This window comes from Enterobacter sp. 3U4 (genome assembly GCF_057224565.1).
The window spans coordinates 727353-742595 of record NZ_CP136665.1 but is presented as its reverse complement, the minus strand read 5'-3'; the positions used below and the strand labels follow the sequence as shown (position 1 = coordinate 742595).

At 57.1% G+C, this 15243-nt stretch carries 13 protein-coding genes; all 13 read right to left on the bottom strand.

Going from position 1 to position 15243, the window contains the following annotated elements:
* Nucleotides 1-43: 43 nt before the first annotated feature.
* Nucleotides 44-1501, bottom strand: a complete 1458-nt coding sequence (nuoN, locus tag RVY89_RS03555) for an NADH-quinone oxidoreductase subunit NuoN (RefSeq protein ID WP_044597877.1) — start codon at nt 1499-1501, stop codon at nt 44-46.
* Between the two features lie 6 nt (nt 1502-1507).
* Nucleotides 1508-3037: an NADH-quinone oxidoreductase subunit M gene (nuoM, locus tag RVY89_RS03550; RefSeq protein WP_484826912.1), complete on the bottom strand. Its 1530-nt coding sequence runs from the start codon at nt 3035-3037 to the stop codon at nt 1508-1510.
* A gap of 76 nt (nt 3038-3113) precedes the next feature.
* On the bottom strand, nt 3114-4955 hold the full coding sequence (gene nuoL / locus RVY89_RS03545; protein ID WP_484826911.1) for an NADH-quinone oxidoreductase subunit L: 1842 nt from the start codon (nt 4953-4955) through the stop codon (nt 3114-3116).
* Complete coding sequence (gene nuoK, locus RVY89_RS03540; RefSeq protein ID WP_003861496.1) at nt 4952-5254, bottom strand: NADH-quinone oxidoreductase subunit NuoK; 303 nt, start codon at nt 5252-5254, stop codon at nt 4952-4954. Before nuoK ends, nuoL begins: the two co-directional genes overlap by 4 nt.
* Nucleotides 5251-5805, bottom strand: a complete 555-nt coding sequence (gene nuoJ, locus RVY89_RS03535; RefSeq protein ID WP_008500212.1) for an NADH-quinone oxidoreductase subunit J — start codon at nt 5803-5805, stop codon at nt 5251-5253. Before nuoJ ends, nuoK begins: the two co-directional genes overlap by 4 nt.
* A gap of 10 nt (nt 5806-5815) precedes the next feature.
* Complete coding sequence (gene nuoI / locus RVY89_RS03530; protein WP_003861491.1) at nt 5816-6358, bottom strand: NADH-quinone oxidoreductase subunit NuoI; 543 nt, start codon at nt 6356-6358, stop codon at nt 5816-5818.
* Between the two features lie 13 nt (nt 6359-6371).
* Nucleotides 6372-7349, bottom strand: a complete 978-nt coding sequence (gene nuoH / locus RVY89_RS03525; RefSeq protein WP_008500211.1) for an NADH-quinone oxidoreductase subunit NuoH — start codon at nt 7347-7349, stop codon at nt 6372-6374.
* Nucleotides 7346-10069 (bottom strand): NADH-quinone oxidoreductase subunit NuoG, encoded by a 2724-nt coding sequence (nuoG, locus tag RVY89_RS03520; RefSeq protein WP_484826910.1) that lies wholly within the window; start codon nt 10067-10069, stop codon nt 7346-7348. Before nuoG ends, nuoH begins: the two co-directional genes overlap by 4 nt.
* A gap of 55 nt (nt 10070-10124) precedes the next feature.
* Nucleotides 10125-11462 carry an NADH-quinone oxidoreductase subunit NuoF gene (gene nuoF / locus RVY89_RS03515; protein WP_023312536.1) on the bottom strand — a complete coding sequence of 446 codons (1338 nt, stop codon included), beginning with the start codon at nt 11460-11462 and terminating at the stop codon, nt 10125-10127.
* Nucleotides 11459-11959 carry an NADH-quinone oxidoreductase subunit NuoE gene (gene nuoE, locus RVY89_RS03510; RefSeq protein ID WP_006176513.1) on the bottom strand — a complete coding sequence of 167 codons (501 nt, stop codon included), beginning with the start codon at nt 11957-11959 and terminating at the stop codon, nt 11459-11461. The genes nuoF and nuoE overlap by 4 nt, the downstream gene beginning before the upstream one ends.
* 2 nt (nt 11960-11961) lie before the next feature.
* Nucleotides 11962-13764 carry an NADH-quinone oxidoreductase subunit C/D gene (gene nuoC / locus RVY89_RS03505; protein ID WP_134347778.1) on the bottom strand — a complete coding sequence of 601 codons (1803 nt, stop codon included), beginning with the start codon at nt 13762-13764 and terminating at the stop codon, nt 11962-11964.
* 89 nt (nt 13765-13853) lie between these two features.
* A complete protein-coding gene (gene nuoB, locus RVY89_RS03500) occupies nt 13854-14528 on the bottom strand; it encodes an NADH-quinone oxidoreductase subunit NuoB (protein ID WP_003861482.1) in 675 nt (224 codons plus the stop codon).
* A 15-nt stretch (nt 14529-14543) separates the two neighbouring features.
* Nucleotides 14544-14984: an NADH-quinone oxidoreductase subunit NuoA gene (gene nuoA / locus RVY89_RS03495; protein ID WP_006176516.1), complete on the bottom strand. Its 441-nt coding sequence runs from the start codon at nt 14982-14984 to the stop codon at nt 14544-14546.
* Nucleotides 14985-15243 lie beyond the last annotated feature (259 nt).

Here is a 15243-nt window from a genome sequence, read left to right as displayed (position 1 = left end):
GGCGCAAACCATAAAAAAACCCGCCGAGGCGGGTTTTTTGTTTTTACATTAATGGCATTGCTCGCTGCACGATATCAATCAGCGGCTGCGGATAGATACCGAAGATCAGCACCAGCAGCGCGGAGATAAGCACTACGATACCACCGGCGCTGTACTGCCAGTTGGTTGGGGCATCGCGGTTGAGCTGCTGAGGCGCGCTCAGGTACAGGCTCACGGCCACGCGCAGGTAGTAGTAGAGACCAATCGCGGAACCGATCACCACGCCCGCAGTCAGCCACCACAGGTTCGCCTGCACACCGACGGCCAGCACGTAGAACTTACCGATAAAGCCGAGCGTCATCGGGATACCCGCCAGAGAGAGCATCATCACCGTCATCACCGCGGACAGGATCGGACGGTGCCAGAACAGACCACGGTAAGAGAACAGTGAATCGGCATCCGGACCACGGTACGGGCTGGACATCAGGCTCACCACGCCGAAGGCGCCGAGGCTGCTGAAGAGGTAGCCGGCCAGATACACGCCCACGGCTTCCATCGACATCTCACCGCTCTGCAGTGCAATCAGCGCCACCATCAGGTAGCCCAGATGAGAGATAGACGAGTAGCCCAGCAGACGCTTGATGTTGGTCTGGCTCAGCGCCATCAGGTTACCGAAGATGATGGAGACGAACGCGATAATGCCCAGCACCACGCGAACCGCTTCACTGTCACCCACCGGTGCGTACAGGAACAGACGCATAACCACCCCGAAGATGGCGATTTTGCTCGCCGTCGCCAGGAAGGTCGACACCGGAGCCGGAGCGCCCTGGTATACGTCTGGCGTCCACAGGTGGAACGGCACCAGAGAGAGTTTGAAGCCAAGGCCAACAATCATCATGCCCAGACCCGCCAGCAGCAGCGGCTCATGCAGCATGCCGTCACCGAGGCTCTTGCCGAGCGCCATAAAGGAGAGGTTACCGGACTGTGCGTACACCAGCGCAATACCAAACAGCAGGAACGAGGACGCCGCCGCAGACAGGATGGTGTACTTGATGCTTGCTTCCAGCGAGCGCTTCTGGCGGAAGGCGTAACCTATCAGACCGAACAGCGGCAGAGAGATCAGCTCAATGCCGAGGAACAGCGCGGCCAGGTGGTTCGCATTCGCCAGCAGAATGCCGCCCAGCGCGGCAATCAGAACCAGCAGGTAAAACTCTTCTTTGTTGTCGTTGTAGCCTTCGAGCCACGGGTACGCAAAGGTACAGGTTGCAAGGCTCGCCAGCAGCACCAGACCGGTATACAGCATGGCGTAACCGTCAACGCGCATCAGCGGGGTGACGTCCATCGCTCCGCCCTGGCCAACAAACCAGAGAGAGACTAACGCGGCGTTCAGGCCGATGACCGACAGCGTGGCATTCAGGAAGTGATTGCGTCGCCACGCAATGGAGAGCATCACAACCACCACCGTCAATCCGACGATCAGCAGCGGTAGCAGCGCGATCAGTTGTTGTGGAGTTATTGTCATGGCGAATTACGGCCTTGTAGTAGAAACAGAATTAACAAACCACTGCTGGATATTGCCCATCGCGCTGTGCGAGGTATCCAGAATCGGCTGCGGGAAGAAGCCCAGCAGCACCAGCAGTACGACCAGCAGCAGGATGATGAACAGCTCACGCAGCGACATCCCCGGCAGTTCTTGTGCAGCAATTTCGCTCTTCGCTTTACCGAAGTAAGCGCGGTGCAGCATCGCCAGCGAGTAGACGGAAGCGAACACCAGACCAAAGGTGGAGATCACGGTGATCACCGGTACCACTTTGAAGCTGCCGAACAGAATCATAAATTCGCCGACGAAGTTACCGGTGCCCGGCATCCCCAGAGTCGCCACCGCGAAGAACATGGACAGCGCTGGCAGCCATTTAATTTTGCTCCACAGGCCGCCCATCATACGCATGTCGCGGGTATGCAGACGTTCATACAGCTGGCCGCACAGGATGAAGAGACCGGCTGCGGACAGACCGTGCGCAATCATCTGGATCACCGCGCCCTGGTACGCCAGCTGGCTGCCGGTGTAGATGGCAATCAGCACGAAGCCCATATGGGAAACGGAGGTGTAGGCAATCAGACGCTTGATGTCGTACTGCGTGAAGGCCATCCAGGCACCGTAGAAGATACCGATCACACCCAGCCACATGGCAATCGGTGCGAATTCTGCGGAGGCATTCGGGAACAGCGGCAGTGCGAAACGCAGCAGACCGTAGGCCGCCGTTTTCAGCAAGATGCCCGCCAGGTCAACGGAACCCGCCGTTGGTGCCTGAGAGTGCGCGTCTGGCAGCCAGCCGTGCAGCGGAACCACCGGCATTTTCACCGCGAAGGCGATGAAGAAGCCCAGCATCAGCAGGTATTCCACGCCGTGAGACATTGGGGTCTTCAGCAGGTCTTCGTAGTTGAAGGTCCAGGTGCCGGTCGCGTTGTGGTGAACAAACACCAGCGCCAGAATGGCAATCAACATCACCAGACCACTCGCCTGGGTATAGATGAAGAACTTGGTTGCCGCCGTGATACGCGTTTTACCGTCGGACGCCTTGTGGCCCCACAGCGCGATCAGGAAGTACATCGGCACCAGCATCATCTCCCAGAAGAAGAAGAACAGGAACATGTCGATGGCAAGGAACACGCCGATCACGCCGCCCAGGATCCACATCAGGTTCAGGTGGAAGAAGCCCTGGTATTTTTCGATTTCTCGCCAGGAGCAAAGTACCGCCAGAACGCCGAGCAGGCCGGTCAGCACCACCATCAGCAGTGAGAGACCGTCAATCGCCAGGTGGATCGTAATGCCGAAACGTGGGATCCACGGCAGGATGAACTCAGACTGCCACTGCGGAATGCCCGCAGACTGGATCAGTGAGTAACCGCCCTGCAACCACAGTTGCAGGCCAAGCGCGAGCGTCAATCCCATGGTGATCAGCGCGATCCAGCGCGGCATCTTCACGCCAAAGCGTTCAGTCTGCCAGCACAGGAAGCCGCCGATGAAGGGAATTAATATTAGCCAGGGTAGTAACATGGCGATTTACATTCCTTTTTAAGGCCCCCAGCAGGGGCCTGATTTTCAACGAATTCGAATAAAATTCACTTAACGATCAACGCAACACCATCAGCAGCGCCAGCACGACAACCGCACCGATGCTCATGGACGCCACATACCAGCGCAGGTAACCGTTCTCGCTGTACAGCAGGCCTTTACCTGCAAAGCGGGAAAGGATCGCCGGGATGTTCATCAGGCTGTTCAGAGGGTCGCGCTTCAACAGCCACGCGATGCCCAGGAACGGCTTAACGAAGATCATGTCGTACAGCCAGTCGAAGCCCCACGCGTTGTACCACCAGGTGCCCAGCAGGCGGCCCGGCGCGCTGTTGGCAACGGCAGTCACCAGCGTACGTTTGCCCAGCCACAGCCATGCTGCAATCAGGATGCCCGCGATAGCGACCACACCGGAGGTGATTTCAAGCGTCAGAACGCGACCGTGCTCAAGCTCGGTGGTGTCTGGCAGTACGCCCTGCAGCGGCGGCACAATCATCGCGCCAACGAAGGTGGACAGTACCAGCAGCACAATCAGCGGCAGGTGATGGGTGATACCCTTCCCTGCATGAGCGTGAATTTGTTCTTTACCGTGGAATACGATGAAAATCATACGGAAGGTATACAGGGAGGTCATGAACGCACCGACCAGACCCGCAACCATCAGATTGATATGACCATTCGCCATGGCACCCGCAAGGATTTCGTCCTTACTGAAGAAGCCCGCGGTGATCAGCGGCAGTGCCGCCAGCGCCGCGCCGCCCACCAGGAAGCAGACATAGACCAGCGGGATGGACTTACGCAGTCCGCCCATCTTGAAGATGTTCTGCTCGTGATGGCATGCAAGAATCACGGAACCAGACGAGAGGAACAGCAGCGCTTTAAAGAACGCGTGCGTCATCAGGTGGAAAATGGCCGCGTCCCACGCCTGAACGCCCAGCGCGAGGAACATGTAACCAATCTGGCTCATTGTGGAGTACGCGAGAACGCGTTTGATGTCGGTCTGCACCAGCGCGGCAAAGCCTGCCAGCACCAGCGTTACCGCACCGACGATACCCACCAGATGCAGAATTTCCGGGGTCATCAGGAACAGGCCATGGGTACGCGCAATCAGGTAGACACCGGCGGTGACCATGGTCGCAGCGTGGATCAGCGCGGAGACAGGGGTTGGACCCGCCATCGCGTCGGCCAGCCAGGTTTGCAACGGCAGCTGCGCGGATTTACCCACGGCACCACCCAGCAGCATCAGCGTTGCCCACCACAGCATGTTGTTGCCTGCGGCGAAGTGCGCCGGCGCCAGTTCCACCATTTCGCGGAAGTTCAGCGTGCCCAGTTCGTTGTAAAGAATGAACAGCGCGAAAGCGAGGAATACGTCACCCACGCGGGTCACAACGAACGCTTTCATGGCCGCTGCGCCATTCTTCGGATCGGTATAGTAGAAACCGATCAGCAGGTAAGAACACAGACCTACGCCTTCCCAGCCCAGATACATCAACAGCAGGTTATCGGCCAGCACCAGAACAACCATGCTGGCGATAAACAGGTTGGTGTAGGCGAAGAAGCGGGAGTAACCCTCTTCACCGCGCATATACCAGGAGGCGAACATGTGGATCAGGAAGCCGACGCCGGTGACCACGGAGAGCATGGTCAGGGACAGACCATCCAGCACCAGGTTGAAACCGATGTTGAAATCACCGACCGACATCCAGGTCCACAGCGGTACGCTGAAAGGCTGACGCCCGTTGTTAAAGAAGTCGACACCCGCATACGCTGTCACCAGCGCGGCCAGGCCAACAGAGCCCATGCCGACGGTTGCAGACAGATTCTCAGACCAGCGGCCGCGAGAAAACGCCAGCAGCACGAAGCCAATCAGCGGAAAAATAATGGTTAAGGCAAGCATGTTCATCCACGCAACTCACTTACTGAATCGATGTTCAGATTCTGGCGGCGACGATGGAGCTGCAGCAACAGCGCCAGGCCAATACTCGCTTCAGCAGCCGCGAGGCTGATGGCGAGAATGTACATCACCTGACCATCGGTCTGGCCCCAGTAGCTTCCTGCGACCACGAAGGCCAGCGCGGAGGCGTTAATCATGATTTCCAGCCCGATCAGCATAAACAGCAGATTGCGGCGGATAACCAGACCGGTCAGACCCAGAACGAATAAAATCGCAGCGAGGATCAGTCCATGTGTTAAGGGGATCATGCGCGCTCCTCCGTTTTTCTTTTCGCGCGGTCGTCAGTGCGGTTGCTCAGCACCTCGCCAGCACGCTCTTCGCGGCCAACGTGGAAAGCCACAACCAGACCTGCCAGCAGCAGCATTGAGGCCAGTTCCACTGCCAGAACGTATGGGCCAAAGAGCGTGATACCCACCTCTTTCGCGCCAATCGGCGTGCCGTCGATGCCCTGATCGTTAACGCCCAGAATGGCGTAAACGATCACCACCAGCATGATGGCCGACAAAATTGCCGGGCCGATCCACACCTGCGGTTTTAACCACTGACGTTCCTGCTCAATTTCAGAGCCGCCCAGGTTCAGCATCATCACCACGAACACGAAGAGCACCATGATGGCCCCGGCGTAGACGATGATTTCCAGCGCACCGGCGAAGTGCGCGCCCAGTGCGAAGAACACCCCGGAAATGGCCAGCAGCGAGATGATTAAGTACAGCAGCGCATGCACCGGATTGGTGTGCGTGATCACTCGCAGCGTAGCCAGGATGGCGATAAGGCCACAGATATAAAAAGCGAATTCCATTGCCCTCTCCTTACGGTAACAGGCTCTTGACGTCGATAGGCTTAGCTTCGTTCTCTGCTTCGCCCTTATCTTTGCCGTCGATTGCCATACCCGCCATCCGGTAGAAGTTATATTCCGGGTATTTGCCCGGACCGGAAATCAGCAGATCCTCTTTCTCGTACACCAGGTCCTGACGCTTGTACTCACCCAGCTCGAAGTCTGGAGTCAGCTGAATCGCCGTGGTTGGGCACGCTTCTTCACACAGACCGCAGAAGATGCAGCGTGAGAAGTTGATGCGGAAGAACTCAGGGTACCAGCGGCCGTCTACCGTCTCGGCTTTCTGCAGAGAGATACAGCCTACCGGACACGCTACCGCACACAGGTTACAGGCAACGCAGCGCTCGGAACCGTCCGGGTCGCGCGTCAGCACGATACGGCCACGGTAGCGCGGCGGCAGATATACCGGCTCTTCCGGGTACATCCGGGTTTCGCGTTTGGCAAACGCGTGCAGGCCGATCATCCAGATACTGCGTACCTGGGTACCGAAGCCTACCAGTAATTCTTTTAAGGTCATGGTCTATAGCCCCTTATGGCTGCTGCCAGAGAATGACAGCGGCCGTTACCAACAAGTTGACGAGCGTCAGCGGCAGGCACACTTTCCAGCCGAAGGACATTACCTGGTCATAACGCGGACGCGGTAACGCTGCGCGAATCAAAATGAACATCATCATGAAGAACGCGGTTTTCAGCGCGAACCAGATGAACGGCGGTAAGAACGGGCCATGCCAGCCACCGAAGAACAGCGTTACCATCAACGCGGAAATGGTGACGATACCGATGTACTCGCCCACGAAGAACAGACCGAATTTCATACCGGAATATTCGATGTGGTAACCGTCGGCCAGTTCCTGTTCGGCTTCTGGCTGGTCAAACGGGTGACGGTGACACACGGCCACGCCCGCGATGGCAAAGGTGATAAACCCAAAGAACTGCGGAATAACGTTCCAGATGTCGGCCTGGTTGTTGACGATGTCGGTCATGTTGAATGAACCGGCCTGCGCCACCACGCCCATCAGGGAGAGACCCAGGAACACTTCGTAGCTCAGGGTCTGCGCGGAAGCACGCATCGCACCCAGCAGCGAGTATTTGTTGTTACTGGACCAGCCTGCGAACAGGACCGCGTAAACCGCGAGGCCCGCCATCATCAGGAAGAACAGAATGCCGATGTTCAGGTCAGCGACCACCCAGGTCGGGCTGACCGGCACGATAGCAAACGCCAGCAGCAGCGAGGTAAAGGCGATCATCGGTGCCAGAGTAAAGATCACGCGATCCGAGAAGCGCGGGATCCAGTCCTCTTTAAAGAACATCTTGATCATGTCCGCGACCAGCTGGAGTGAACCACCCCAGCCCACGCGGTTCGGTCCGTAACGGTTCTGGAACAGACCGAGCAGACGACGTTCACCAAAGCTCATGAACGCGCCGCAGGTGACCACCACCAGCAGGATAACAATCGCTTTCAGAATGCTCAGCAGGATGTCGATAAGATCCGGCGTTAACCAACTCATGCTTTTGCCTCCTGCAGATTATCAAGACGCGCACCCGCCAGAACCGGCGCGATGCCAGGCATACCCATCGGCAGACCGACCTGCCCTGCTGTCAGACTTTCAGAAATAATCAGCGGCAGGCTGATGGTCTGGCCGTCATAGCTAAAGGCGATGTTCGCACCCGCGTTAACGCCAAGCTTCGCGACATCCGCCGGGTTGAGCTTGATGTACGGCTGCGGCATACGGGTCTGGAAGACCGGTGAACGCTGGGAGAGCTCGTCGCTACCGAACAGATGGTAGTACGGGGCAATACGCCAGCTACCGTCCTGCGCCTGGAAGCTTGCCGGTACGGTGGTGAAGAAGTCCAGACCGGTTTCGGAAGCTTCAATCAGACGCACGCCCGGATCGCCGTGGCGCAGGGAGCCGCCCACTTCAGCCTGGAACTTGTTCCATGCCTGCGGGGAGTTCCAGCCCGGTGCCCATGCGAACGGAATTTGCGAACGCGGCGCAGACGGCTGGTTGTTCCCTTCCATGGAGAAGGCGAACATGGTGTCTTTATCCTGCGGCTGGCGCGGTTCGTGCACGCTGATATTGGCGCGCATTGCGGTACGGCCGCTGTAACGGTGCGGTTCACGCGCCAGTTTCTGGCCGCGAATGCGGAAGCTTGCTTCAGGCGCGGCATCTTTAATGCCTGCCAGCTGAGGCAGTTTTTCCACCACCGCGTCGATAACGTGGTCGAGCTGCGTCCAGTCCACTTCACGGCTCTGCACGGTGCTGTGCAGGGAGTGCAGCCAGCGCCAGCTTTCCAGCATCACGGTATTGCTGTCGTAGTAAGCCGGGTCATAAACCTGGAAGAAACGCTGCGCGCGGCCTTCGTTGTTGATAACGGTACCGTCGCTTTCTGCGAAGCTTGCCGCAGAGAGCACCAGGTGCGCTTTGTCCATAATCGCGGTGCGCTGATGGTCAATCACCATCACCAGCGGCGCTTTGGAGAGCGCGGCGTCAACGCGAGCGGCAGAAGCGTGACGATGCAGGTCGTTTTCCAGCACCACCACGGCGTCAGCGGCACCGGATTCCAGTTCGCTTAACGCAGCTTCCAGCGAGCCGCCGCCGATCATGCCCAGACCAATGCTATTCACCGCACGAGCAATCATGGTCACACCGACGTCAGCACCGCGGCCTTTCAGAGCTTTGGCCACGTTGGCTGCTGCCTGAATGATCTCTGCGCTACCGGCGTTGGTACCGGAAATAATCAGCGGTTTCTTCGCCCCTGCCAGGGCCTGAACAATCACGTCGACCTTGTTTTGCAGGTCGCGATCCAGCTCAACGGCCGGCGAGCTGTTGTCCAGCGCGTGGGCAATGGCAAAGCCAAGGCGCGCCTGATCTTCAACCGGTGCGCAGTAGGTCCACGCCGCGATATCGTCCAGACGGGTATTGTCGACGTTGGTCACAAACAGTGGATGCTTCGCGCGCTGACCGATGTTCAGGATCGCCGCAATCTGCCAGTCAGCCACTTTCTGCGCCGCCGCCATTTCACGGGCTTTACCCTTCACCGCCTGGCGAACCGCCAGAGCCGCGCGAGCGCCGGTCTGCGTCAGGTCTTCACCCAGCACCAGGACCGCATCATAGGATTCGATTTCGCGCAGCGCAGGGGTATGGATACCGCCTTCACGCAGCACTTTCAGTACCAGCTGCAGACGTTCCTGCTCGCCCTGGGCGATGCCGGTATAGAAGTTTTCCGCTCCAACCAGCTCGCGCAGCGCGAAGTTGCTTTCGATGCTGGCGCGCGGGGAGCCGATACCGATAACCTTCTTCGACTGGCGCAGAATATCTGCCGCGCCCTGCATCGCCTGTTCTGCGTTCAGGGTAATGAAGTCGTCGCCACGGCGCTGAACCGGCTGACGCGGACGGTCTTTCAGGTTCACATAGCCATAGCCGAAACGACCGCGGTCGCACAGGAAGTAGTGGTTAACGGTACCGTTGTAACGGTTTTCGATACGACGCAGTTCGCCGTAGCGCTCACCCGGGCTGGTGTTACAGCCGAGGGAACACTGCTGACAGATGCTTGGCGCAAACTGCATGTCCCATTTACGGTTGTAACGCTCGGAGTGGGTTTTATCCGTGAAGACGCCGGTCGGGCAGATTTCTACCAGGTTACCGGAGAATTCGCTCTCCAGCACGCCGTCTTCCGGACGACCGAAGTAGACGTTGTCATGCGCGCCATACACGCCCAGATCCTGACCGTCTGCATAGTCTTTGTAGTAACGCACGCAGCGGTAGCAGGCGATGCAGCGGTTCATTTCGTGAGAGATGAACGGCCCCAAATCCTGGTTACGGTGGGTACGCTTGGTAAAGCGATAGCGACGGAAGCTGTGACCGGTCATCACGGTCATATCCTGAAGGTGGCAGTTACCGCCCTCTTCACAAACCGGACAGTCGTGCGGGTGGTTGGTCATCAACCACTCCACCACGCTCTCGCGGAACTGTTTGGCTTCTTCGTCATCAATCGAAATAAAGGTGCCTTCGGTGGCTGGCGTCATACAGGACATCACCAGGCGACCACGCGTGTCTTCCGCGTTTTGATATTGCTTCACCGCACACTGGCGGCAAGCACCGACGCTGCCCAGCGCCGGATGCCAGCAAAAGTACGGAATATCGAGGCCAAGAGACAGACAAGCTTCCAGCAGGTTGTCCGCCCCGTTGACTTCGTATTCTTTGCCGTCTACATGAATCGTAGCCATTAGCATGCTTCCAGTTGGCTCGGTCGAAACCGAGCGTTAATCAAAATTCTTGTCGTTACCAGCGCGCTTTAAGCAGGTTCGGCTGAATCCCATTGATCGCATGGGTATTGCTGAACGGCTGCTTGATGCCTGCTTCGAACTCGTCGCGGAAATATTTGATCGCGCTCTGCAGAGGTTCGACGGCACCCGGTGCGTGGGCACAGAAGGTTTTACCCGGGCCTAAGAATCGACACAGTTGCTCAAGCGTTTCGATATCTCCAGGCTGGCCTTCGCCACGTTCGATTGCACGCAGGATCTTCACGCTCCACGGCAGACCATCACGGCACGGTGTACACCAGCCGCAGGACTCACGGGCGAAAAACTCTTCCAGGTTACGCACCAGCGAGACCATGCCGATCTCGTGGTCGACGGCCATCGCCAGCGCCGTACCCAGACGGCTGCCTGCTTTACCAATACTTTCGAATTCCATCGGCAGATCAAGGTGGGCTTCGGTCAGGAAGTCTGTCCCTGCCCCACCCGGCTGCCAGGCTTTAAATTTCAGGCCATCGCGCATGCCGCCGGCATAATCTTCAAGAATTTCGCGTGCGGTGGTACCGAACGGCAGTTCCCAGACGCCAGGATTTTTAACGCGACCGGAGAAGCCCATCAGCTTGGTACCGGCATCTTTGCTTGAGGAGATGCCCTGATACCACTCCACGCCGTTCGCGAGGATAGCCGGAACGTTACACAGGGTTTCAACGTTGTTTACGCAGGTCGGTTTACCCCATACGCCGGAGCTTGCCGGGAACGGTGGCTTGGAACGCGGGTTCGCGCGGCGGCCTTCCAGAGAGTTAATCAGCGCGGTTTCTTCACCGCAGATATAACGCCCTGCACCGGTGTGCACGAACAGTTCGAAGTCAAACCCGGTGCCCAGGATGTTTTTACCCAGCAGGCCCGCTTCGGTGGCTTCGGCAATCGCGCGACGCAGGTTTTCCGCCGCTTCGATGTACTCACCGCGCAGGAAGATGTAGCCACGGTACGCTTTCAGCGCAAACGCGGAGATCAGCATGCCCTCCACCAGCAGGTGCGGCAGCTGTTCCATCAGCAGGCGGTCTTTGTAGGTGCCCGGCTCCATTTCATCGGCGTTACACAGCAGGTAACGGATGTTCATGGATTCGTCTTTCGGCATCAGGCTCCACTTAAGGCCGGTGGAGAAGCCCGCACCGCCGCGCCCTTTCAGGCCCGAGTCTTTCACCGCATTAACGATGTCATCGGGCGCCATGCCGCCGAGGGCTTTACGCGCACCGGCATAGCCGTTTTTGCTCTGGTATTCGTCGAGCCATACCGGCTGTTTGTCATCGCGCAGACGCCAGGTCAGCGGATGCGTCTCAGCAGTACGAATTACAGTTTTCATTTGTACTGCTCCAGCAGGTCAGGAATCGCTTCCGGCGTCAGATGGCTGTGAGTGTCCTCATCAATCATCATGGTCGGCCCCTTGTCGCAGTTACCCAGGCAGCAGGTTGGCAGCAGAGTAAAGCGTCCATCGAACGTGGTCTGGCCCGGCTTGATATTGAGCTTCTTCTCAATCGCAGCCTGAATGCCCTGATAACCGGTGATGTGGCAGACAACGCTGTCACAGTAGCGGATCACATGGCGGCCAACCGGCTGACGGAAGATTTGGCTGTAGAACGTGGCTACGCCTTCTACGTCACTTGCCGGAATACCCAGCACTTTCGCGATCTCATAGATCGCCCCATCCGGCACCCAACCACGCTGTTTCTGTACGATTTTCAGCGCTTCAATGGACGCCGCACGCGGGTCTTCGTAGTGGTGCATCTCGTGCTCAATAGCGGCACGTTCTGCTTCACTCAGCTCAAAAGCCTCGGTTTGTGGTTGTTGATTCTCGTGCATAATTAGCGGTCCACATCTGACATAACAAAATCGATACTACCCAGATACACAATCAGGTCGGAGACCAGACTGCCGCGGATGGCGGACGGGATCTGCTGCAGGTGCGCAAAGCTCGGCGTACGCACGCGGGTACGGTAGCTCATGGTGCTGCCGTCACTGGTCAGGTAGTAACTGTTAATACCCTTGGTCGCTTCAATCATCTGGAAGGATTCTTGTGCCGGCATGACCGGTCCCCAGGAAACCTGCAGGAAGTGGGTGATCAGGGTTTCGATATGTTGCAGCGTGCGCTCTTTCGGCGGCGGCGTCGTCAGCGGGTGATCCGCCTTGAACGGGCCTTCCGGCATGTTGTTGAGGCACTGCTCAAGGATGCGCAGACTCTGGCGCAGCTCTTCCACTTTCAGCATCACGCGGGTGTAGCAGTCGGACACGCCGCCGCCCACCGGGACTTCAAAGTCGAAGTTCTCGTAGCCAGAGTAAGGACGGGCTTTACGCACGTCGAAATCAATACCGGTCGCTCGCAGACCTGCACCTGTCGTACCCCACTCCAGCGCTTCTTTCGCGCCGTAGGCAGCAACGCCCTGGGAACGGCCTTTCAGGATGGTATTGCGCAGCGCGGCTTTCTCGTAAGAGGCCAGACGTTTTGGCATCCAGTCAAGGAACTCGCGCAGCAGACGGTCCCAGCCGCGCGGCAGATCGTGTGCCACACCGCCGATACGGAACCAGGCCGGGTGCATACGGAAACCGGTAATCGCTTCTACCAGATCGTAGATTTTCTGACGGTCGGTAAAGGCGAAGAAGACCGGGGTCATCGCGCCGACGTCCTGAATGAACGTGGAGATGTACAGCAGGTGGCTGTTGATACGGAACAGTTCTGACAGCATGACGCGAATCACGTTAACGCGATCCGGCGTAACGATACCCGCCAGTTTCTCAACGGCCAGCACGTATGGCATTTCGTTGACGCAGCCGCCGAGGTACTCGATACGGTCGGTATACGGAATGTAGCTGTGCCAGGACTGACGCTCGCCCATCTTCTCAGCACCACGGTGGTGGTAACCGATGTCAGGCACGCAGTCGACAATCTCTTCGCCATCGAGCTGAAGAATAATACGGAAAGCACCGTGCGCAGACGGGTGGTTTGGACCGAGGTTGAGGAACATGAAGTCCTCGTTGTCGGTGCCGCGCTTCATGCCCCAGTCTTCCGGTTTGAAGGTCAGCGCTTCCATCTCCAGATCCTGCTTGGCTTTGGTCAGCTCAAACGGATCGAATTCGGTCGCACGTGCCGGGTAGTCTTTACGCAGCGGGTGGCCGGTCCAGGTCTGCGGCATCATGATGCGCGTCAGGTGCGGGTGGCCATCGAAGGTCATGCCGAACATTTCCCAGGTTTCACGCTCGTACCAGTTGGCGTTCGGGAAAAGTTTGACGATCGTCGGCAGATGCATGTCGTTTTCAGACAATGCCACCTTGAGCATGATATCCGTATTACGGTCTATTGAGATCAGGTGGTAGAAAACGGAAAAATCCGCAGCAGGGAGGCCCTGGCGGTGCGTTCTGAGACGTTCATCCATGCCGTGTAAGTCAAACAGCATGACGTACGGTTTTGGCAATTTCTTGAGGAAATCGACAACTTCCAGCAATTGTTCACGCTTCACCCAAACAACGGGTACCCCGGTGCGGGTAGCCTGAACAGTAAAGGCATCCGGCCCAAAACGGTTGCGCAGTTCGCCAATGACTGGGTCATCCAGATGATCCCGGGTCTGCCAGGCGGCTTCTTGCGCGGTTAAGTCGGTCATATTGTTCACCATTGCAAATGGTCCGTGGTGACTGTTGAGCCTGGCTTCGCGCTATTTGAGTAGTGATATGCGAAGGTGTTCTCCAGGCCTACAGGCGCAAATTAAATTTCGTCAGGCGTACGCAGATTGGTGACGGCAATACGTTCACCACGTTTACGCTCGCGCTCAGACTGCATGTTCGCGCGATACACACCCTGATCGCCAACGACCCACGACAGTGGGCGACGTTCTTTACCGATGGACTCCTGCAGCAGCATCAGCGCCTGCATGTAGGCTTCCGGACGAGGCGGACAACCCGGGATGTACACATCCACTGGGATAAATTTATCTACGCCCTGTACGACGGAATAGATGTCGTACATACCGCCAGAGTTTGCACATGCGCCCATGGAGATAACCCATTTTGGCTCCAGCATCTGGTCATAAAGACGCTGAATAACAGGTGCCATCTTAGTAAAGCAGGTACCGGCTACCACCATCAGGTCAGCCTGACGTGGGGAAGCACGCAGTACCTCTGCCCCAAAACGCGCAACGTCATGCACCGCAGTGAATGACGTCACCATTTCAACGTAGCAGCAAGAAAGGCCAAAGTTGTAAGGCCAGATGGAGTTCTTACGACCCCAGTTGACCATATCGTGCATGGCATGTTCGAGTTTGCCCATGTACACGCTTTTATTGACTTCTTGCTCCAGGGGGTCGGTTACGATCTCCTGTTTTTGCAGGGGGTAACGGTCATTCTCACCGTTAGGATCTATGCGGGTGAGCGTATAATCCATCTTATTGCCTCGCTGTTACTGCTGACGATTAGAGATACTGTTTTCCGGGTTGATGTGTTCACGACGTGAACGCGCAGGCGTCCAGTCAAGCGCGCCAATACGCACCAGATAAACCAGACCGGCCAGTAGCACTAAAATGAAAATTGCGGCCTCGACAAAGCCCACCCAACCACTTTCGCGTATGGACGTTGACCATGCGAAAAGGTAAAGCGCTTCCACGTCGAAGATGACGAAGAACATGGCTACCAGGTAAAACTTGGCAGACAGGCGTAAGCGAGCGGTACCTACTGAATCAATACCTGATTCGAAAGGTGTGTTTTTGTGCCTTGCACGGGCGCGACCGCCCAGGAACCAGCCGCCGACTAACATCAGGCAGCACAGGCCAATGGCTACAATAAGAAAGATTGCGAATGCCCAGTGATGAGCGATGACTTCTGTGGATGTTGACATACTCATTGCTTACTCATCAAAAGTGATACCAACGACACTGCTCTTGCTGGCAGATGGGCATCACATCGATTCATGGGGAGGAACAAATAACCTTACACTAACTGTCAGAAATGAGACGTAGACAGCAAAATGATGGGGTTTTTTACTCCTTTCTATAACCTATTGTCAACTTTAACAAAGGTTTCTTCACATTAAATTACATCGAGCGATTCTCATTAACATTTGGTGCCCTTTAACCCTGGTGGGTGCATGACTTTCCGTCAAA

Excerpts from the sequence above, each read along its gene's own strand:
- nuoN (WP_044597877.1), bottom strand. The coding sequence starts at position 1,501 with ATGACAATAACTCCACAACAACTGATCGCGCTGCTACCGCTGCTGATC.
- nuoM (WP_484826912.1), bottom strand. The coding sequence starts at position 3,037 with ATGTTACTACCCTGGCTAATATTAATTCCCTTCATCGGCGGCTTCCTG.
- nuoL (WP_484826911.1), bottom strand. The coding sequence starts at position 4,955 with ATGAACATGCTTGCCTTAACCATTATTTTTCCGCTGATTGGCTTCGTG.
- nuoK (WP_003861496.1), bottom strand. The coding sequence starts at position 5,254 with ATGATCCCCTTAACACATGGACTGATCCTCGCTGCGATTTTATTCGTT.
- nuoJ (WP_008500212.1), bottom strand. The coding sequence starts at position 5,805 with ATGGAATTCGCTTTTTATATCTGTGGCCTTATCGCCATCCTGGCTACG.
- nuoI (WP_003861491.1), bottom strand. The coding sequence starts at position 6,358 with ATGACCTTAAAAGAATTACTGGTAGGCTTCGGTACCCAGGTACGCAGT.
- nuoH (WP_008500211.1), bottom strand. The coding sequence starts at position 7,349 with ATGAGTTGGTTAACGCCGGATCTTATCGACATCCTGCTGAGCATTCTG.
- nuoG (WP_484826910.1), bottom strand. The coding sequence starts at position 10,069 with ATGGCTACGATTCATGTAGACGGCAAAGAATACGAAGTCAACGGGGCG.
- nuoF (WP_023312536.1), bottom strand. The coding sequence starts at position 11,462 with ATGAAAACTGTAATTCGTACTGCTGAGACGCATCCGCTGACCTGGCGT.
- nuoE (WP_006176513.1), bottom strand. The coding sequence starts at position 11,959 with ATGCACGAGAATCAACAACCACAAACCGAGGCTTTTGAGCTGAGTGAA.
- nuoC (WP_134347778.1), bottom strand. The coding sequence starts at position 13,764 with ATGGTGAACAATATGACCGACTTAACCGCGCAAGAAGCCGCCTGGCAG.
- nuoB (WP_003861482.1), bottom strand. The coding sequence starts at position 14,528 with ATGGATTATACGCTCACCCGCATAGATCCTAACGGTGAGAATGACCGT.
- nuoA (WP_006176516.1), bottom strand. The coding sequence starts at position 14,984 with ATGAGTATGTCAACATCCACAGAAGTCATCGCTCATCACTGGGCATTC.